Source organism: Citrobacter pasteurii (assembly GCF_019047765.1).
Taxonomy (GTDB): domain Bacteria; phylum Pseudomonadota; class Gammaproteobacteria; order Enterobacterales; family Enterobacteriaceae; genus Citrobacter; species Citrobacter pasteurii.
This window is the reverse complement of record NZ_CP077262.1, coordinates 245,097-264,313: the sequence shown is the minus strand read 5'-3', so window position 1 is coordinate 264,313 and position 19,217 is coordinate 245,097. Positions and strand designations below refer to the sequence as shown.

General features: G+C 51.6%; 12 protein-coding genes, 3 tRNA genes and 3 rRNA genes. 14 read left to right on the top strand and 4 right to left on the bottom strand.

From position 1 onward, the window contains the following. Positions 1 to 328 precede the first annotated feature (328 nt). From kup to rbsR, 7 genes are all read left to right on the top strand, one after another. Positions 329 to 2,197 (top strand): low affinity potassium transporter Kup, encoded by a 1,869-nt coding sequence (kup, locus tag I6L54_RS01305; protein WP_005121443.1) that lies wholly within the window; start codon positions 329 to 331, stop codon positions 2,195 to 2,197. A gap of 192 nt (positions 2,198 to 2,389) precedes the next feature. Then, positions 2,390 to 2,809: a D-ribose pyranase gene (gene rbsD, locus I6L54_RS01300; protein WP_003023766.1), complete on the top strand. Its 420-nt coding sequence runs from the start codon at positions 2,390 to 2,392 to the stop codon at positions 2,807 to 2,809. 7 nt (positions 2,810 to 2,816) lie between these two features. After that, entirely contained in the window at positions 2,817 to 4,322 is a 1,506-nt protein-coding gene (rbsA, locus tag I6L54_RS01295; RefSeq protein ID WP_040232307.1) for a ribose ABC transporter ATP-binding protein RbsA, read from the top strand. A gap of 5 nt (positions 4,323 to 4,327) precedes the next feature. Next, positions 4,328 to 5,293, top strand: coding sequence for a ribose ABC transporter permease (rbsC, locus tag I6L54_RS01290; RefSeq protein WP_003023762.1), 966 nt, complete (start codon positions 4,328 to 4,330; stop codon positions 5,291 to 5,293). Positions 5,294 to 5,317: 24 nt separating this feature from the next. Beyond that, positions 5,318 to 6,208: a ribose ABC transporter substrate-binding protein RbsB gene (rbsB, locus tag I6L54_RS01285; protein ID WP_003023760.1), complete on the top strand. Its 891-nt coding sequence runs from the start codon at positions 5,318 to 5,320 to the stop codon at positions 6,206 to 6,208. Positions 6,209 to 6,349: 141 nt separating this feature from the next. Continuing rightward, positions 6,350 to 7,279 carry a ribokinase gene (rbsK, locus tag I6L54_RS01280; protein ID WP_005120884.1) on the top strand — a complete coding sequence of 310 codons (930 nt, stop codon included), beginning with the start codon at positions 6,350 to 6,352 and terminating at the stop codon, positions 7,277 to 7,279. A 3-nt stretch (positions 7,280 to 7,282) separates the two neighbouring features. Continuing rightward, positions 7,283 to 8,275 (top strand): ribose operon transcriptional repressor RbsR, encoded by a 993-nt coding sequence (gene rbsR, locus I6L54_RS01275; RefSeq protein ID WP_086523518.1) that lies wholly within the window; start codon positions 7,283 to 7,285, stop codon positions 8,273 to 8,275. Here the strand turns inward: rbsR and mdtD are convergent. Together mdtD and I6L54_RS01265 are read right to left on the bottom strand one after the other, a co-directional pair. After that, positions 8,241 to 9,668 carry a multidrug transporter subunit MdtD gene (gene mdtD / locus I6L54_RS01270; protein WP_005120882.1) on the bottom strand — a complete coding sequence of 476 codons (1,428 nt, stop codon included), beginning with the start codon at positions 9,666 to 9,668 and terminating at the stop codon, positions 8,241 to 8,243. The two genes, rbsR and mdtD, sit on opposite strands and share 35 nt — an antisense overlap. A gap of 3 nt (positions 9,669 to 9,671) precedes the next feature. Beyond that, positions 9,672 to 10,376 carry a FadR/GntR family transcriptional regulator gene (locus tag I6L54_RS01265; RefSeq protein ID WP_005120881.1) on the bottom strand — a complete coding sequence of 235 codons (705 nt, stop codon included), beginning with the start codon at positions 10,374 to 10,376 and terminating at the stop codon, positions 9,672 to 9,674. 475 nt (positions 10,377 to 10,851) lie between these two features. Between I6L54_RS01265 and I6L54_RS01260 the strand changes: the two genes are divergently transcribed. The 6 genes from I6L54_RS01260 (at position 10,852) to I6L54_RS01235 (ending at position 16,252) form a co-directional block, all read left to right on the top strand. Continuing rightward, a 16S ribosomal RNA gene (locus I6L54_RS01260) occupies positions 10,852 to 12,393 on the top strand. A gap of 85 nt (positions 12,394 to 12,478) precedes the next feature. Then, a tRNA-Glu gene (locus I6L54_RS01255) sits at positions 12,479 to 12,554 on the top strand. A 219-nt stretch (positions 12,555 to 12,773) separates the two neighbouring features. Next, positions 12,774 to 15,680: ribosomal RNA gene (locus tag I6L54_RS01250) — 23S ribosomal RNA — on the top strand. 196 nt (positions 15,681 to 15,876) lie between these two features. Continuing rightward, positions 15,877 to 15,992: ribosomal RNA gene (gene rrf, locus I6L54_RS01245) — 5S ribosomal RNA — on the top strand. The 16S, 23S and 5S rRNA genes sit together here with 3 tRNA genes alongside, the layout of an rRNA operon. Before the next feature lie 55 nt (positions 15,993 to 16,047). Then, positions 16,048 to 16,124 (top strand) — tRNA-Asp (locus tag I6L54_RS01240). 52 nt (positions 16,125 to 16,176) lie between these two features. Then, positions 16,177 to 16,252, top strand: a tRNA-Trp gene (locus I6L54_RS01235). A gap of 102 nt (positions 16,253 to 16,354) precedes the next feature. Here the strand turns inward: I6L54_RS01235 and hdfR are convergent. Next, a complete protein-coding gene (hdfR, locus tag I6L54_RS01230) occupies positions 16,355 to 17,200 on the bottom strand; it encodes an HTH-type transcriptional regulator HdfR (RefSeq protein WP_137378410.1) in 846 nt (281 codons plus the stop codon). Between the two features lie 106 nt (positions 17,201 to 17,306). Here hdfR and maoP point away from each other — a divergent pair, with 106 nt between their 5' ends. After that, positions 17,307 to 17,645: a macrodomain Ori organization protein MaoP gene (maoP, locus tag I6L54_RS01225; protein ID WP_003018025.1), complete on the top strand. Its 339-nt coding sequence runs from the start codon at positions 17,307 to 17,309 to the stop codon at positions 17,643 to 17,645. 25 nt (positions 17,646 to 17,670) lie between these two features. Here maoP and I6L54_RS01220 read toward each other — a convergent pair whose 3' ends face one another. After that, entirely contained in the window at positions 17,671 to 19,191 is a 1,521-nt protein-coding gene (locus I6L54_RS01220; RefSeq protein ID WP_040230053.1) for a YifB family Mg chelatase-like AAA ATPase, read from the bottom strand. Positions 19,192 to 19,217: the final 26 nt, after the last annotated feature.

Here is a 19,217-nt window from a genome sequence, read left to right as displayed (position 1 = left end):
GAAGTGGCGTCCTTTCGCCAAATGTACCGCGTTAAACAGCGAGTATAGATGTTTAGCCCCTGGGCTGTAATAGACTGAAGGCGCGTTTATTTTTCTTTGAGCCAGATTAATCTGGTCTCATTTAGGGGTACGATTTTGCGATTAATCGTGCATACTGTGCGCCTTTTTGTGGGCCAAGGGACGACGCACACATTTCTTATATATACACCATATCAATCAAGCTGCACCAAGGCGGCAATGGAGTTATTCCCTGGGATGGGTGGAATAACGAATGCAGCCAACGCGGAGGTAGCTTGAACGATGATGTGTATAAACGAAAGACGAGTCTATGAGCACTGATAATAAGCAATCATTGTCTGCGATTACCCTCGCGGCCATTGGGGTTGTCTACGGTGATATTGGTACCAGCCCACTTTATACGCTTCGTGAATGTTTGTCCGGGCAGTTTGGTTTTGGCGTTGAACGTGATGCCGTGTTTGGTTTTCTCTCGCTGATTTTCTGGCTGCTGATTCTGGTTGTTTCCGTTAAGTATCTGTCATTTGTTATGCGTGCTGATAACGCCGGGGAAGGCGGGATCCTGACGTTGATGTCGTTAGCCGGGCGTAATACGTCGGCGCGAACGACCTCGATGCTGGTAATTATGGGATTGATTGGCGGCAGCTTTTTCTATGGCGAGGTGGTGATTACGCCAGCGATTTCGGTGATGTCGGCGATTGAAGGTCTGGAGATTATTGCTCCACAACTGGACACCTGGATTGTTCCTCTCTCTATTATCGTACTTACCCTGCTGTTTTTGATTCAAAAACACGGTACCGGCATGGTCGGTAAGCTGTTTGCGCCGATTATGCTGATATGGTTCCTGGTACTTGCCGTGCTGGGTGCTCGCAGCATTATTGCAAATCCGGAAGTGTTGCATGCCCTAAATCCGTATTGGGCTGTGCATTTCTTCCTGGAATTCAAAACGCTGTCCTTTATTGCGCTGGGCGCGGTGGTGCTGTCGATTACCGGTGTTGAAGCGCTGTATGCGGATATGGGCCACTTCGGTAAGTTACCGATTCGCCTGGCATGGTTCTCCGTCGTATTGCCTTCGCTGGTGTTGAATTATTTTGGTCAGGGGGCATTGCTGTTAAAGCATCCCGAAGCGATTAAAAACCCGTTCTTCCTGCTGGCACCGGACTGGGCGCTGATTCCGCTGCTGATCCTTGCCGCTCTGGCAACGGTTATCGCCTCTCAGGCGGTTATCTCCGGCGTATTCTCACTGACGCGCCAGGCTGTGCGTCTGGGTTATTTATCGCCGATGCGGATTATCCATACCTCAGAAATGGAATCGGGTCAGATCTATATTCCTTTCGTAAACTGGATGCTTTATTTCGCCGTGGTTATCGTGATCGTGAGCTTTGAGCACTCCAGTAATCTGGCTGCTGCGTATGGTATTGCGGTAACGGGAACGATGGTACTGACGTCCATTCTGTCGACCACCGTGGCGCGGCAAAACTGGCACTGGAATAAATACTTCGTCTTCCTGATTCTGGTGGCGTTCTTGTGCGTTGATATTCCGTTGTTCTCCGCGAACCTCGATAAACTGATTTCCGGTGGTTGGCTGCCTCTGACGCTGGGTCTGGTGATGTTCACTATTATGACGACCTGGAAAAGCGAACGCTTCCGTCTGCTGCGTCGCATGCATGAGCACGGCAACTCTCTGGAGGCGATGATTGCCTCGCTGGAGAAATCCCCACCGGTACGCGTGCCGGGAACAGCGGTGTATATGTCCCGTGCGTTGAACGTTATCCCGTTTGCGCTGCTGCATAATCTCAAACACAACAAAGTGTTGCATGAACGCGTTATTCTACTGACGCTGCGTACGGAAGATGCGCCCTATGTACACAATGTACGTAGAGTGCAGATTGAGCAATTGTCGCCTACCTTCTGGCGCGTGGTGGCCAGCTACGGTTGGCGTGAAACGCCAAACGTTGAAGAAGTATTCCACCGCTGCGGTCTGGAAGGCTTAAGCTGTCGGATGATGGAAACCTCCTTCTTTATGTCGCACGAGTCGTTGATTGTCGGCAAGCGGCCATGGTATCTGCGCCTGCGCGGCAAGTTGTATCTGCTGCTACAGCGCAATGCGCTGCGCGCGCCGGACCAGTTTGAAATCCCACCGAACCGGGTTATTGAACTCGGTACGCAGGTCGAGATTTAATGTTGTTAACGCCCTCTTTCATCGTGAAAGGGGGCGTTTTGTTTGACCCCTCTCAGTTTTCTTTTCATCTCATGATAATCCTTGCGAAACGTTTCGATGGTGATCACATTTTCGTAACGTCGCGGTGGTTTTCTGTCCACTCTTCGAACTACACTTATCTTCAGCGAAACGTTTCGCTAGTGGGGAAAGAAAATGAAGAAAGGCACGGTACTCAACTCTGAAATTTCATCGGTGATCTCCCGTCTGGGGCATACCGATACGCTGGTGGTGTGTGATGCAGGTTTACCCATCCCGAACAGCACAACGCGTATCGATATGGCATTAACCCAGGGCGTACCTTCTTTTATGCAGGTATTGGATGTGGTTACACGTGAAATGCAGGTCGAGGCGGCCATTCTCGCGTCGGAAATTAAACAACATAATCCGCAACTCCACGAAACGTTGCTCAGTCACATTGAGCAACTGCAACAACACCAGGGAAACACCATAGAAATTCGTTACACCACGCATGAACAATTCAAAAAACAAACCGCAGACAGTCAGGCGGTAATTCGCAGCGGAGAATGTTCTCCGTATGCGAATATCATTCTCTGTGCTGGCGTCACGTTCTGAGGCCATCATGAACGCATTACTGCAACTCAAAGGGATCGATAAAGCGTTCCCGGGCGTAAAAGCGCTATCCGGCGCCGCGCTGAATGTTTACCCAGGCCGCGTAATGGCGCTGGTGGGCGAAAACGGCGCGGGCAAATCCACCATGATGAAGGTGCTGACCGGAATCTACACCCGTGATGCCGGTTCCTTATTGTGGCTGGGTAAAGAGACCACCTTTAACGGCCCGAAATCCTCCCAGGAAGCCGGAATCGGTATCATCCACCAGGAGCTGAACCTGATCCCGCAACTCACTATTGCCGAGAACATTTTTCTCGGTCGCGAGTTTGTGAATCGCTTTGGCAAAATTAACTGGAAAAAGATGTACGCCGAAGCCGATCTGCTGCTCGCCAAACTCAATCTGCGCTTTAAAAGCGACAGGCTGGTCGGTGAGCTGTCGATTGGCGATCAGCAGATGGTCGAAATTGCCAAAGTGCTGAGCTTTGAATCGAAGGTCATCATTATGGATGAACCGACGGATGCCCTCACCGACACCGAAACCGAATCCCTGTTCCGCGTCATCCGCGAACTGAAATCCCAGGGTCGCGGCATTGTCTATATTTCTCACCGCATGAAAGAGATCTTCGAGATTTGCGATGACGTAACCGTCTTTCGCGACGGGCAGTTTATTGCCGAGCGTGAAGTCGCATCGCTTACCGAAGACTCGCTGATTGAAATGATGGTGGGACGTAAGCTGGAAGATCAGTACCCGCGTCTGGAAAAAGCGCCGGGTGATATTCGCCTGAAGGTCGATAATCTGTGCGGCCCTGGCGTAAACGATGTGTCATTCACGCTGCGTAAAGGCGAGATCCTTGGCGTATCGGGGCTGATGGGTGCCGGACGTACCGAGCTGATGAAAGTGTTGTACGGCGCATTGCCGCGCACCAGCGGTTACGTCACGCTTGATGGCCATGAAGTTGTCACCCGTTCGCCGCAGGATGGACTGGCTAATGGCATCGTCTATATTTCTGAAGACCGTAAACGCGATGGTTTAGTGCTCGGCATGTCGGTGAAAGAGAACATGTCACTGACCGCTCTGCGCTATTTCAGCCGTGCAGGCGGAAGCCTTAAACATAAAGATGAGCAGCAGGCGGTGGGTGATTTTATTCGCCTGTTCAATGTTAAAACGCCATCGATGGAACAGGCTATCGGCCTTCTTTCCGGTGGTAACCAGCAGAAAGTAGCGATTGCGCGCGGTCTGATGACCCGGCCAAAAGTGCTGATCCTCGATGAGCCGACGCGCGGCGTCGATGTTGGGGCGAAAAAAGAAATCTATCAGCTTATCAACCAGTTTAAGGCTGATGGGCTGAGTATCATTCTGGTCTCTTCTGAGATGCCAGAAGTATTGGGCATGAGCGATCGAATTATCGTTATGCATGAAGGGCATCTCGGCGGTGAATTCACTCGCGAGCAGGCCACTCAGGAAGTATTAATGGCTGCCGCTGTGGGCAAGCTCAATCGCGTGAATCAGGAGTAAAAAAGATGACTACCCAGGCTGTTTCTGGTCGCCGTTATTTCACTAAAGCATGGCTTCTGGAGCAAAAGTCGCTCATCGCTCTGTTAGTGCTGATCGCGATTGTTTCCACCATGAGCCCCAACTTTTTTACCGTTAATAACCTGTTCAACATTCTCCAGCAAACGTCGGTGAACGCCATCATGGCGGTCGGCATGACGCTGGTCATCCTGACGTCGGGTATCGACCTGTCCGTCGGTTCCTTACTGGCGCTGACCGGCGCGGTTGCGGCTTCGATTGTCGGGATTGAAGTCAATGCGCTGGTGGCTGTTGCTGCGGCTCTGGCGCTCGGCGCTGCCATTGGCGCGGTAACCGGGGTGATTGTCGCGAAAGGTCGCGTGCAGGCATTTATCGCGACGCTGGTGATGATGCTGCTGCTGCGCGGTGTGACCATGGTTTACACCAACGGTAGTCCGGTAAACACCGGGTTTACTGATAATGCCGATCTGTTTGGCTGGTTCGGGATTGGTCGTCCGTTAGGCGTCCCGACGCCGGTGTGGATCATGGGGATTGTCTTCCTCGCGGCGTGGTACATGCTGCACCACACGCGTTTGGGGCGTTATATCTATGCGCTGGGCGGTAACGAAGCGGCAACGCGTCTGTCCGGTATCAGCGTCAGTAAAATCAAAATTATCGTTTACTCACTGTGCGGTCTGTTGGCATCGCTGGCGGGCATCATTGAAGTCGCGCGCCTCTCCTCTGCGCAACCGACGGCAGGTACCGGCTATGAGCTGGATGCTATCGCCGCGGTGGTATTAGGCGGTACCAGCCTGGCGGGTGGTAAAGGGAGAATTGTTGGGACGCTGATCGGCGCATTGATTCTTGGTTTCCTCAATAATGGGTTGAATTTGTTAGGTGTATCCTCCTATTACCAGATGATCGTCAAAGCGGTGGTTATTTTGCTGGCGGTACTGGTAGACAACAAAAAGCAGTAACAACGATTACAGGACATCTTAAATATGAACATGAAAAAACTGGCTACCCTGGTTTCTGCTGTTGCGCTGAGCGCCACCGTGAGCGCGAATGCGATGGCGAAAGATACCATTGCGCTGGTGGTCTCCACCCTCAATAACCCGTTCTTTGTTTCTCTGAAGGATGGGGCGCAAAAAGAGGCGGATAAGCTGGGTTACAACCTGGTGATTCTGGACTCGCAGAACAACCCGGCGAAAGAGCTGGCTAACGTTCAGGACTTAACGGTTCGCGGGACCAAAATTCTGCTGATCAACCCGACTGACTCCGATGCCGTGGGTAACGCTGTGAAGATGGCTAACCAGGCGAAAATTCCGGTTATCACCCTTGATCGCGTAGCGTCTAAAGGCGAAGTGGTAAGCCATATTGCATCTGATAACGTGCTGGGCGGCAAAATTGCCGGTGATTACATCGCGAAGAAAGCAGGTGAAGGCGCGAAAGTTATCGAACTGCAGGGGATTGCCGGAACGTCCGCGGCGCGTGAGCGTGGCGAAGGTTTCCAGCAGGCCGTTGCGGCACACAAATTTAACGTACTGGCCAGCCAGCCGGCAGACTTCGACCGCACTAAAGGTTTGAACGTCATGCAGAACCTGCTGACAGCACATCCTGACGTGCAGGCCGTATTTGCTCAGAACGATGAAATGGCGCTGGGTGCGCTGCGCGCACTGCAAACCGCGGGTAAATCTGATGTGATGGTGGTTGGATTTGACGGCACACCTGATGGCGAAAAAGCAGTAAATGATGGCAAACTGGCTGCGACCATTGCTCAGTTGCCGGATCAGATTGGCGCGAAAGGCGTTGAGACTGCGGATAAAGTCCTGAAAGGCGAGAAGGTTCAGGCTAAATATCCGGTTGACCTGAAGCTGGTCATCAAGCAGTAATACCGATTCAGGCCGCTCGCGGCCTGATGGAGACATAAATACGCCATCGTTAGACCTGGTTCTGAAGATGAAAGCGTAAAAAGAAAAGCAGGGCACGCGCCACCCTAACCCGGTGGCGCACTTTGACTTGGAATACCTAACATGAAAACCGCAGGCAACCTCGTTGTTCTTGGCAGCATTAATGCCGATCACATCCTCAACCTTAACTCTTTCCCGACACCGGGTGAAACCGTAACCGGTAGTCAATATCAGGTGGCGTTTGGCGGTAAAGGCGCGAATCAGGCGGTTGCTGCAGGGCGTAGTGGCGCGAATATCGCGTTCATTGCCTGTACGGGTGATGACGATATTGGCGAAAGTGTTCGTAAACAGTTAGCCCGCGATAATATTGATATTGCCCCGATTAGCGTTATTTCGGGTGAATCGACCGGTGTGGCGCTGATTTTTGTGAATGCTGAAGGTGAGAACGTTATCGGTATACATGCCGGCGCGAATGCTGCTCTTTCTCCGGCTTTGGTAGAAGCACAGCGTGAGCGTATTGCGCAGGCGTCTGCGTTACTGATGCAATTAGAATCACCTATCGAAAGCGTGTTGGCTGCGGCAAAAATTGCCCATCAGAATAAGACCACGGTCGCCCTTAACCCAGCTCCGGCACGTGAACTTTCTGACGAGCTGCTGGCGCTGGTGGATATTATTACCCCGAATGAAACCGAGGCTGAAAAGCTGACGGGGATCCGGGTAGAAAATGATGAAGATGCGGCTAAAGCGGCGCAGGCGTTGCACGCGAAGGGTATTCGTACTGTACTGATTACCTTAGGGAGTCGCGGTGTGTGGGCCAGCGTAAACGGTGAAGGTCAGCGAGTACCGGGTTTTAAAGTTGACGCGGTTGATACCATCGCCGCCGGGGATACTTTTAACGGCGCGTTAATTACGGCGTTACTGGAAGAGACTCCGCTATCGGAAGCCATCCGTTTTGCACATGCTGCCGCGGCAATTGCGGTCACACGTAAAGGTGCACAACCTTCCGTTCCATGGCGTGAAGAAATCGAAGCGTTTTTAAGTCAACAGAGGTAACGCTTGGCTACAATGAAGGACGTTGCCCGCCTGGCGGGTGTTTCCACGTCGACGGTTTCTCACGTCATTAATAAAGATCGCTTTGTCAGTGAGGCGATCACTGACAAAGTTGATGCGGCGATCAAAGAGCTTAACTATGCGCCTTCCGCGTTGGCGCGTAGTCTCAAACTGAATCAGACCCGCACTATTGGCATGTTAATCACAGCCAGTACCAATCCATTTTACTCTGAGCTGGTTCGTGGTGTTGAACGTAGCTGCTTTGAGCGCGGTTACAGCCTGGTGTTGTGCAACACTGAAGGTGATGAGCAGCGTATGAACCGTAATCTGGAAACGTTGATGCAAAAGCGTGTAGACGGCTTGCTGCTGCTCTGCACGGAAACACATCAGCCTTCCAGAGAAATCATGCAGCGTTACCCTTCTATACCCACCGTTATGATGGACTGGTCGCCTTTTGATGGTGAAAGCGATCTTATTCAGGATAACTCCCTGCTAGGTGGGGATTTAGCCACCCAGCATCTGATCGAAAAAGGGTTTACGCGCATTGCCTGCATCACGGGCCCTCTGGATAAAACACCGGCGCGTCTGCGTCTGGAAGGGTATCGCGCGGCAATGAAGCGTGCAGGGCTGGCTATCCCGGACGGTTACGAGATCACCGGTGACTTCGAGTTTGGCGGTGGGTTTGAAGCTATGCAAACGTTGTTGTCGCATAAAGACCGCCCACAGGCTGTTTTTACCGGCAATGACGCGATGGCGGTCGGCGCGTATCAGGCTCTGTACCAGTCTGGATTGCGTATCCCGCAGGATATGGCGGTAGTCGGTTATGATGACATAGAACTGGCGCGCTATATGACGCCGCCGCTGACAACTATTCACCAACCGAAAGATGAGTTGGGTGAACTGGCCATTGATGTGTTAATCCACCGTATGGCGCAGCCCGCATTGCAGCAGCAGCGCTTGCAGCTTACTCCTGTTCTGATGGAGCGGGGGTCGGTTTAGGCTTATGCCGCTCTTTGATCAGATTGCGCCCATCTTTGGCTCTTAACAGCATAAACATCAGCGCCGATACGACGGTGATCGCGCCCATTGTAATAAAGGTATAGTGGAACTGCTCGACCGTATTGGTTCCTTCCATACCTTCGTAGATACGCAGAACCGCGGCACTAATGGCAACCCCTAAACTAATAGACAGCTGCTGCGTAACGGCTAAAACGCTGTTGCCGCTGCTGGCGTTCTCATCAGTCAAATCGGCCAGAGTAATGGTATTCATTGAGGTAAACTGAGTGGACATCGCCATACCTAAAATGAACAGTGGCAGAATTAGCATCCAGACCGGCATGGCTGGAGACTGCAAAGAGAACTGTGCAATCATCAGGCCGATGAATACTGTAATACCGACCAGCGTGGTCCGGTAGCCGAGTCGGCGCAATACCTGTGTCACCATTGATTTCGCGAGAATTGACCCCAGCGCTGTTGGAGCCATCATGCAACCGGCAATGAGTGCCGGGTATCCAAAGCCTACCTGCAGCATTAGCGGCATTAAGAACGGTACGCATCCCGTTCCCAGGCGAGTAGCAAGGTTTCCGGCGATGCCAACAGAAAAGGTTCGCGTTTTAAAGATAGGAAGCGCAATCAGCGGTGTCGGATGGCGACGCGCATGATGGATGTAGGCGAGCAGTAGCACAATGCTGGCGAGAATAATGCCAAGTGCGACCCAACTGGCAACAAGTTTCTCGCCAAACAACTCAACACCGCTGGAAAACAGTACCAGGCTTAGACCAAAGAGAAAGAAACCGGTCATATCGAAGCCGCGGCGTGGGGTGGTGAAGTTCGGCATATATTTGCGGGCATAGAAGATACCGGCTATGCCGATGGGAATATTAATCAGGAAGATCCAGTGCCAACTGGCCCACGTTACCAGCACGCCACCCAGTACCGGACCTAAAATCGGTCCAACAAGACCGGGCATGGTCACGAAATTAAGTACGGGGAGCAGTTCGCTGCGCGGGTAAGCACGCAATAATGCCAGACGGGCAACAGGCATCATCATTGCTCCACCGATACCCTGTATCACGCGGAAAACCACCAGTTCACTTAATGAGCTGGAAAGTGCACAAGCCAGCGATCCCAACGTAAACAGGCTAACGGCAATCATAAATACGCGCCGGGTCCCGAATCTGTCAGCCAACCATCCACTCACCGGGATCAGCATAGCGACTGTCAGGGTATAGCTGATAATGGCTGATTGCATGGCAAGCGGGGAGCGGTTAAGACTATGTGCTATTGCTGGTAAGGCCGTGTTGAGGATAGTGGCATCTAATGCCTGCATAAAAAAGGCCATGGCGGCTATCCATGGCAACCCAGCCATACTGCGCGATTTCTTTTCTGACATAGATTATTTATCCGGGAGCTCGTTCGGTGCTATCAGTAATGCCTGACAGGCGGCAAAAGCGCGTTCGCCATCGCTATCTTCTATTGCATCGACAATGGACTGGTGCAAATCCAGCTTGACCACATCGTTATAGGTAATCGACGTAAAGTAGGTCTGATAAACGGAATGGAACAATGATGCGAAGGATATCAGGAATGGATTCGCACTCATTTCATAAATATGCTCATGCCAGGCAATATCAACTTCAATCCAACGTTCGCGTCTGAAGTTTCTTTTCAGCTCGACCATTTCTTCCATTAGTGTATTGAGATGAGCTTTCTGCTCTGCCGTACCAATCGTCGCCGCCAGTGAACAAGCTTGAGGTTCCAGGCTAATACGCATCACCAGAAAGTGTTTGATGACCTGTGGGAAATTATCTTCCGTCATCCACCAGGTGAGCAGCTCCTGATCGAGGAAGTTCCAGTTTGCCTGCGGCATAACGCGTGTACCAATACGTGGGCGCGGTAATACCATACCTTTAGCCGTTAATGTCTTAACTGCCTCCCTTACTGCAGTTCGGCTCACGCCAAACTGATCGCCCAACTCAATTTCACCTGGCAGGATAGCGCCGGGTGCGTATTCACCTTTTAATATTCTTTGAGCCAGCTTTTCTGCCAGAACATAGGAAAGATTCTTTTGGGCAGCTATCTGTTGGGCATTTAAAGGCATGAATGTTCTTCCTTACGCTTTTTCTTATTCATTAGTATGCCATCAGGGAGTGTGATTGCGGCTGCAAAAACGGCAAATTGCTTATTTTATGGCATGTTAATGGTGGTTTTGGTGAAAAAATACGCATTCGGAAAGTTATTTTAAATTTCCCCTTGTCAGCCTGAAATAACTCCCTATAATGCGCCTCCACTGACACGGAACAACGGCACGCAAGCCGCCGGGTCAGCGGGGTTCCACTGAGAACTCCGGCGAAGAAAGCGAAATTAAATGCTTGACTTCGTGGCGGGATGGCGTATTATACACACCCCGCGCCGCTGAGAAAAGCGAAGCGGCACTGCTCTTTAACAATTTATCAGACAATCTGTGTGGGCACTCGAAGATACGGATTCTTAACGTCGCAAGACGAAAAATGAATACCAAGTCTCTGAGTGAACACGTAATTCATTACGAAGTTTAATTCACGAGCATCAAACTTAAATTGAAGAGTTTGATCATGGCTCAGATTGAACGCTGGCGGCAGGCCTAACACATGCAAGTCGAACGGTAGCACAGAGGAGCTTGCTCCTTGGGTGACGAGTGGCGGACGGGTGAGTAATGTCTGGGAAACTGCCCGATGGAGGGGGATAACTACTGGAAACGGTAGCTAATACCGCATAACGTCGCAAGACCAAAGAGGGGGACCTTCGGGCCTCTTGCCATCGGATGTGCCCAGATGGGATTAGCTAGTAGGTGGGGTAACGGCTCACCTAGGCGACGATCCCTAGCTGGTCTGAGAGGATGACCAGCCACACTGGAACTGAGACACGGTCCAGACTCCTACGGGAGGCAGCAGTGGGGAATATTGCACAATGGGCGCAAGCCTGATGCAGCCATGCCGCGTGTATGAAGAAGGCCTTCGGGTTGTAAAGTACTTTCAGCGAGGAGGAAGGCGTTGTGGTTAATAACCGCAGCGATTGACGTTACTCGCAGAAGAAGCACCGGCTAACTCCGTGCCAGCAGCCGCGGTAATACGGAGGGTGCAAGCGTTAATCGGAATTACTGGGCGTAAAGCGCACGCAGGCGGTCTGTCAAGTCGGATGTGAAATCCCCGGGCTCAACCTGGGAACTGCATCCGAAACTGGCAGGCTAGAGTCTTGTAGAGGGGGGTAGAATTCCAGGTGTAGCGGTGAAATGCGTAGAGATCTGGAGGAATACCGGTGGCGAAGGCGGCCCCCTGGACAAAGACTGACGCTCAGGTGCGAAAGCGTGGGGAGCAAACAGGATTAGATACCCTGGTAGTCCACGCCGTAAACGATGTCGACTTGGAGGTTGTGCCCTTGAGGCGTGGCTTCCGGAGCTAACGCGTTAAGTCGACCGCCTGGGGAGTACGGCCGCAAGGTTAAAACTCAAATGAATTGACGGGGGCCCGCACAAGCGGTGGAGCATGTGGTTTAATTCGATGCAACGCGAAGAACCTTACCTACTCTTGACATCCAGAGAACTTAGCAGAGATGCTTTGGTGCCTTCGGGAACTCTGAGACAGGTGCTGCATGGCTGTCGTCAGCTCGTGTTGTGAAATGTTGGGTTAAGTCCCGCAACGAGCGCAACCCTTATCCTTTGTTGCCAGCGGTTCGGCCGGGAACTCAAAGGAGACTGCCAGTGATAAACTGGAGGAAGGTGGGGATGACGTCAAGTCATCATGGCCCTTACGAGTAGGGCTACACACGTGCTACAATGGCGCATACAAAGAGAAGCGACCTCGCGAGAGCAAGCGGACCTCATAAAGTGCGTCGTAGTCCGGATTGGAGTCTGCAACTCGACTCCATGAAGTCGGAATCGCTAGTAATCGTGGATCAGAATGCCACGGTGAATACGTTCCCGGGCCTTGTACACACCGCCCGTCACACCATGGGAGTGGGTTGCAAAAGAAGTAGGTAGCTTAACCTTCGGGAGGGCGCTTACCACTTTGTGATTCATGACTGGGGTGAAGTCGTAACAAGGTAACCGTAGGGGAACCTGCGGTTGGATCACCTCCTTACCTTAAAGAAGCGTTCTTTGTAGTGCTCACACAGATTGTCTGATGAAAAGTAAATAGCAAGGCGTCTTGCGATTGAGACTGACACGTCCCCTTCGTCTAGAGGCCCAGGACACCGCCCTTTCACGGCGGTAACAGGGGTTCGAATCCCCTAGGGGACGCCACTTGCTGGTTTGTGTGAGTGAAAGTCGCCGACCCCAATATCTCAAAACTTACCTTCGGGTGACGTTTGAGATATTTGCTCTTTAAAAATCTGGATCAAGCTGAAAATTGAAACGACACACTGTTTCATTTCTCCGTAATAAGAAATGAAAAGCGGTGTGTTCGAGTCTCTCAAATTTTCGCAACACGGTGGTGTTTTACGAAACATCTTCGGGTTGTGAGGTTAAGCGACTAAGCGTACACGGTGGATGCCCTGGCAGTCAGAGGCGATGAAGGACGTGCTAATCTGCGATAAGCGTCGGTAAGGTGATATGAACCGTTATAACCGGCGATTTCCGAATGGGGAAACCCAGTGTGATTCGTCACACTATCATTACGTGAATACATAGCGTAATGAAGCGAACCGGGGGAACTGAAACATCTAAGTACCCCGAGGAAAAGAAATCAACCGAGATTCCCCCAGTAGCGGCGAGCGAACGGGGAGCAGCCCAGAGTCTGAATCAGCTTGTGTGTTAGTGGAACGGTCTGGAAAGTCCGACGGTACAGGGTGATAGTCCCGTACACCAAAATGCACAGGTTGTGAACTCGAAGAGTAGGGCGGGACACGTGGTATCCTGTCTGAATATGGGGGGACCATCCTCCAAGGCTAAATACTCCTGACTGACCGATAGTGAACCAGTACCGTGAGGGAAAGGCGAAAAGAACCCCGGCGAGGGGAGTGAAAAAGAACCTGAAACCGTGTACGTACAAGCAGTGGGAGCCTCTTAATGGGGTGACTGCGTACCTTTTGTATAATGGGTCAGCGACTTATATTCTGTAGCAAGGTTAACCGTATAGGGGAGCCGAAGGGAAACCGAGTCTTAACTGGGCGTTAAGTTGCAGGGTATAGACCCGAAACCCGGTGATCTAGCCATGGGCAGGTTGAAGGTTGGGTAACACTAACTGGAGGACCGAACCGACTAATGTTGAAAAATTAGCGGATGACTTGTGGCTGGGGGTGAAAGGCCAATCAAACCGGGAGATAGCTGGTTCTCCCCGAAAGCTATTTAGGTAGCGCCTCGTGAACTCATCTTCGGGGGTAGAGCACTGTTTCGGCTAGGGGGTCATCCCGACTTACCAACCCGATGCAAACTGCGAATACCGAAGAATGTTATCACGGGAGACACACGGCGGGTGCTAACGTCCGTCGTGAAGAGGGAAACAACCCAGACCGCCAGCTAAGGTCCCAAAGTCACAGTTAAGTGGGAAACGATGTGGGAAGGCACAGACAGCCAGGATGTTGGCTTAGAAGCAGCCATCATTTAAAGAAAGCGTAATAGCTCACTGGTCGAGTCGGCCTGCGCGGAAGATGTAACGGGGCTAAACTGTGCACCGAAGCTGCGGCAGCGACACTATGTGTTGTTGGGTAGGGGAGCGTTCTGTAAGCCGTTGAAGGTGTGTCGTGAGGCATGCTGGAGGTATCAGAAGTGCGAATGCTGACATAAGTAACGATAATGCGGGTGAAAAACCCGCACGCCGGAAGACCAAGGGTTCCTGTCCAACGTTAATCGGGGCAGGGTGAGTCGACCCCTAAGGCGAGGCCGAAAGGCGTAGTCGATGGGAAACAGGTTAATATTCCTGTACTTGGTGTTACTGCGAAGGGGGGACGGAGAAGGCTATGTTAGCCGGGCGACGGTTGTCCCGGTTTAAGCATGTAGGCGGAGGTTCCAGGTAAATCCGGTACCTTATTAACGCTGAGGTGTGATGACGAGGCACTACGGTGCTGAAGTAACAAATGCCCTGCTTCCAGGAAAAGCCTCTAAGCATCAGGTAACACGAAATCGTACCCCAAACCGACACAGGTGGTCAGGTAGAGAATACCAAGGCGCTTGAGAGAACTCGGGTGAAGGAACTAGGCAAAATGGTGCCGTAACTTCGGGAGAAGGCACGCTGATATGTAGGTGAAGTGATTTACTCATGGAGCTGAAATCAGTCGAAGATACCAGCTGGCTGCAACTGTTTATTAAAAACACAGCACTGTGCAAACACGAAAGTGGACGTATACGGTGTGACGCCTGCCCGGTGCCGGAAGGTTAATTGATGGGGTTATCCGTAAGGAGAAGCTCTTGATCGAAGCCCCGGTAAACGGCGGCCGTAACTATAACGGTCCTAAGGTAGCGAAATTCCTTGTCGGGTAAGTTCCGACCTGCACGAATGGCGTAATGATGGCCAGGCTGTCTCCACCCGAGACTCAGTGAAATTGAACTCGCTGTGAAGATGCAGTGTACCCGCGGCAAGACGGAAAGACCCCGTGAACCTTTACTATAGCTTGACACTGAACACTGGTCCTTGATGTGTAGGATAGGTGGGAGGCTTTGAAGTGTGGACGCCAGTCTGCATGGAGCCAACCTTGAAATACCACCCTTTAATGGCTGGTGTTCTAACGTGGGCCCGTAATCCGGGTTGCGGACAGTGTCTGGTGGGTAGTTTGACTGGGGCGGTCTCCTCCTAAAGAGTAACGGAGGAGCACGAAGGTTAGCTAATCCTGGTCGGACATCAGGAGGTTAGTGCAAAGGCATAAGCTAGCTTGACTGCGAGAGTGACGGCTCGAGCAGGTGCGAAAGCAGGTCTTAGTGATCCGGTGGTTCTGAATGGAAGGGCCATCGCTCAACGGATAAAAGGTACTCCGGGGATAACAGGCTGATACCGCCCAAGAGTTCATATCGACGGCGGTGTTTGGCACCTCGATGTCGGCTCATCACATCCTGGGGCTGAAGTAGGTCCCAAGGGTATGGCTGTTCGCCATTTAAAGTGGTACGCGAGCTGGGTTTAGAACGTCGTGAGACAGTTCGGTCCCTATCTGCCGTGGGCGCTGGAGAATTGAGGGGGGCTGCTCCTAGTACGAGAGGACCGGAGTGGACGCATCACTGGTGTTCGGGTTGTCATGCCAATGGCATTGCCCGGTAGCTAAATGCGGAAGAGATAAGTGCTGAAAGCATCTAAGCACGAAACTTGCCCCGAGATGAGTTCTCCCTGAGACTGTAAGTCTCCTGAAGGAACGTTGAAGACGACGACGTTGATAGGTCGGGTGTGTAAGCGTAGCGATACGTTGAGCTAACCGATACTAATGAACCGTGAGGCTTAACCTTACAACGCCGAAGATGTTTTGGCGAAGAGAGACGATTTTCAGCCTGATACAGATTGTAAGTACGCAATAGTTTGCGCAGCAGCAAGGCGGCAAGTGAAGCGACGGAAGGAGCATACAGAAGTATGTGACTGAGGTTCGCGAAAGCAGCCAACGCGGCGGGTGCGATAAAGTATTGCGTACAGAGCACAAAGAATTTGCCTGGCGGCTGTAGCGCGGTGGTCCCACCTGACCCCATGCCGAACTCAGAAGTGAAACGCCGTAGCGCCGATGGTAGTGTGGGGTCTCCCCATGCGAGAGTAGGGAACTGCCAGGCATCAAATTGCAGTAAACCGGGATGAAGAATCCGGGTAGTGACAAAGAAATTCGGTGGAGCGGTAGTTCAGTTGGTTAGAATACCTGCCTGTCACGCAGGGGGTCGCGGGTTCGAGTCCCGTCCGTTCCGCCACTTATTAGAAAATTAAGCCTGCTACTAAGCAGGCTTAATGATAAGAAAATTTAGGGGCGTAGCTCAGTTGGTAGAGCACCGGTCTCCAAAACCGGGTGTCGCGAGTTCGAGTCTCTCCGCCCCTGCCAGAAACAATCCTTAGCATTTTTGCTAAGGATTTTTTTTTACCTGAACATTATGTTCGAGATCTTCCAGTTCATTGTTTCCCGGCATCCTTGCCAGCGTTTTTATTAATCTTCCAAAATATTTGTTTTCAGCAGATCGCGAATAAGTGCATGTTTGTCGCTATTTTGCAGCCAAACTGCATATAACGGACGTGAAAGAGTCGTACTGTCGGTAACTGTATGAAGATCGCTTTTGGTTCTGGCCCAGCTGACGGGAAGCCAACTAAATCCTTTAATTACAGAAAGTTGCTGTCTTGCCAGTTCTGCAGAACTGGTGGTAAGTACCGGCACTTCATCTCCGGCAATCAATCCCGCTTCGTGCTGCTGAAAATCCGGTCCCCATTCCAGGCGTAGGTAATTCAGTTCATCTTTGGTTTGCGAAGGGGTACTGCAATAAAGCGCCAGCGTGAAATATCCCAACAGTTGGCTGCTAAATTCGTCCATTTTTGGGGTTTCGGTCGTAATTAACAGATCCAGCTGTCGTTCATGGAGCTGCTTTACTAGCGACTGGCGTTGAGCGATTCGCGCTTCAAACTGCAGGCTGGATTGTGGCTCCTGAGATTGGTATAAACGCCGCAACCAGTCATTGAGCATGCATTCCCAAAGGGATGCACTGGCACCGATCGAAAATTCGTTGTGCCGTGAGGTATTTGCGACCTCCTTACGTGCTGCTTGCCACGTATTCATCAGCGTTTCTGCGTAAGGCAATAATTTTTCACCTGCAGCGGTCAAACGAATATTGTTTCTGTGTCGGGTGAACAGGTTCACACCCAGTTGATTTTCCAGTTGTCTGATCCGAAAACTCACCGCCGACTGGGTCAAGTAGAGCGCTTCAGCTGCCCGACCAAAGTGGCGTGTCCGGCTAACTTCCAGGAAAGTTTTTAACAATTCCGTATCCACAACGCGCTCCATAAAATTATTTGTCGTGATGATTTAAATCTTTTGTTTGACGCTCTGTCAAGCGTAACTAATACTCCGCGCCATAAATAGCTCGGCCAAAGAATTAGGAGCGTGCAGGATGGCGGAAAGCTTTACGACGACTAATCGATATTTCGACAATAAATATTACCCCCGCGGATTCTCCCGTCATGGTGATTTCACCATTAAAGAGGCACAACTGCTTGAGCGTCATGGCTATGCCTTCAACGAGCTGGATCTAGGTAAACGTGAGCCAGTAACTGAAGAAGAAAAATTGTTTGTTGCGGTATGCCGCGGTGAACGCGAACCGGTTACTGAAGCTGAGCGTGTGTGGTCCAAGTACATGACGCGGATTAAGCGTCCGAAACGTTTCCATACTCTGTCTGGCGGGAAACCTCAGGTAGAAGGTGCAGAAGATTACACCGAATCTGATGATTAATAAAAAAAGGGCGTAAGCCCTTTTTTTATGCCTGTAATTTCTGCAGGTGAATTAATAACCTGTCTATCGCCCGATAAGCAACGGCCTCCTGCAAGTGCTGGCGGGTGATATGGTCGCACTGTTCAATATCCGCAATGGTACGTGCGACTTTTATCAGGCGTAGCCAGGCGCGGATGGACAATCCAAGACGAGCTAACGTGTCCTCAAGCCAGTGCGCATCATCACTGCGAAGTATGCAAAATTTATGTATATCCTGACTGTCCAGATGCGCATTTAACTTATTTTGCCGCTGGTACTGACGTTCCCGAGCTGCCAGAACGCGTTGTTTTACCGTAGCGCTGTCTTCTCCTTTCACCGCGTTCTGGCTGAGTATGCCGGGTGGTGGCAAGGGGATTTCGAGGGAGAGATCAAAGCGGTCAAGAAAAGGTCCTGATAGTCGATTAAGATAACGCAGCGTTTGTTCTGAACTGCAGCGGTTATGGTTCCCCTGATAATGGCCCGTTGGGCTAGGATTCATAGCAGCAATCAGTTGAAAACGTGCCGGGTAGGTTATTTTAGCCCGCGTGCGGGACAAATGGATCTGCCCGGACTCAATAGGCTCACGTAGTGCATCCAGCGTGCGTCGCTCAAACTCAGGTAATTCATCCAGAAATAATATACCGTTATGTGCCAGGGAGATCTCTCCCGGTGCGGGAATAGAACCACCCCCCACCATTGCGGTTAATGAAGCACTGTGATGCGGAGAACGAAAAGGGCGTTGCTTCCACTGTTTTTGTATCGTATCGGAATTGACCAGACTGAGGATCGCTGCACTTTCCAGCGCCTCATCGTTGCTAAGTGGAGGAAGCAGTCCTCTGAGGCGGCTGGCCAGCATGGTCTTGCCCGTACCAGGCGGGCCGATAAACAGGAGGTTGTGACCACCTGCGGCGGTAATCTCCAGCCCTCGTTTACCCTGTTCCTGACCGATAACATCACTGAGATCCTCTGGTGAAGGTTCGGCGGTAAAGTCTGCAGATTGCGGTTTGTCTAAATCATGCTTTCCTTCCAGGAATGCGCATACCGCCTGCAGGTGATCGGCAATCAGGCATCCTTCGCCGTGTAGTAGACCAACCTCTGCGGCATTCTCTTTAGCGACAATGATTCGCCGGCCTGCACGAATCGCTTCGGTTGCGCTTGATATAGCGCCTGGAACGCCGCGTAAAGCGCCTGTAAGCGCTAATTCGCCTACCAGCTCATAGGTATCGAGATTATGGGGTGTAAGCTGCTCAGAAGCGACCAGAAGCGCAACAGCGATAGGTAAATCATATCGACCCCCTTCTTTGGGGAGGTCAGCCGGAGCCAGGTTGATGGTTATCTTCCTGGCCGGGAATTCATACCCGCTATTAATAATTGCGCTGCGTACCCGATCGCGCGCCTCTTTCACCGTCGTTTCAGGTAACCCCACCATGGTTAAACCAGGCAGACCATTGCTGATATGTACCTCGATGGTAATGGCTGGCGCATTCACGCCGAGTGCGGCGCGTGTGTGAACAATCGATAGTGACATAACCCCTCCTGAAGGGAACATTATGT

Excerpts from the sequence above, each read along its gene's own strand:
- kup (WP_005121443.1), top strand. The coding sequence starts at position 329 with ATGAGCACTGATAATAAGCAATCATTGTCTGCGATTACCCTCGCGGCC.
- rbsK (WP_005120884.1), top strand. The coding sequence starts at position 6,350 with ATGAAAACCGCAGGCAACCTCGTTGTTCTTGGCAGCATTAATGCCGAT.
- I6L54_RS01265 (WP_005120881.1), bottom strand. The coding sequence starts at position 10,376 with ATGCCTTTAAATGCCCAACAGATAGCTGCCCAAAAGAATCTTTCCTAT.
- rbsD (WP_003023766.1), top strand. The coding sequence starts at position 2,390 with ATGAAGAAAGGCACGGTACTCAACTCTGAAATTTCATCGGTGATCTCC.
- mdtD (WP_005120882.1), bottom strand. The coding sequence starts at position 9,668 with ATGTCAGAAAAGAAATCGCGCAGTATGGCTGGGTTGCCATGGATAGCC.
- hdfR (WP_137378410.1), bottom strand. The coding sequence starts at position 17,200 with ATGGAGCGCGTTGTGGATACGGAATTGTTAAAAACTTTCCTGGAAGTT.
- rbsA (WP_040232307.1), top strand. The coding sequence starts at position 2,817 with ATGAACGCATTACTGCAACTCAAAGGGATCGATAAAGCGTTCCCGGGC.
- rbsC (WP_003023762.1), top strand. The coding sequence starts at position 4,328 with ATGACTACCCAGGCTGTTTCTGGTCGCCGTTATTTCACTAAAGCATGG.
- I6L54_RS01220 (WP_040230053.1), bottom strand. The coding sequence starts at position 19,191 with ATGTCACTATCGATTGTTCACACACGCGCCGCACTCGGCGTGAATGCG.
- rbsB (WP_003023760.1), top strand. The coding sequence starts at position 5,318 with ATGAACATGAAAAAACTGGCTACCCTGGTTTCTGCTGTTGCGCTGAGC.
- maoP (WP_003018025.1), top strand. The coding sequence starts at position 17,307 with ATGGCGGAAAGCTTTACGACGACTAATCGATATTTCGACAATAAATAT.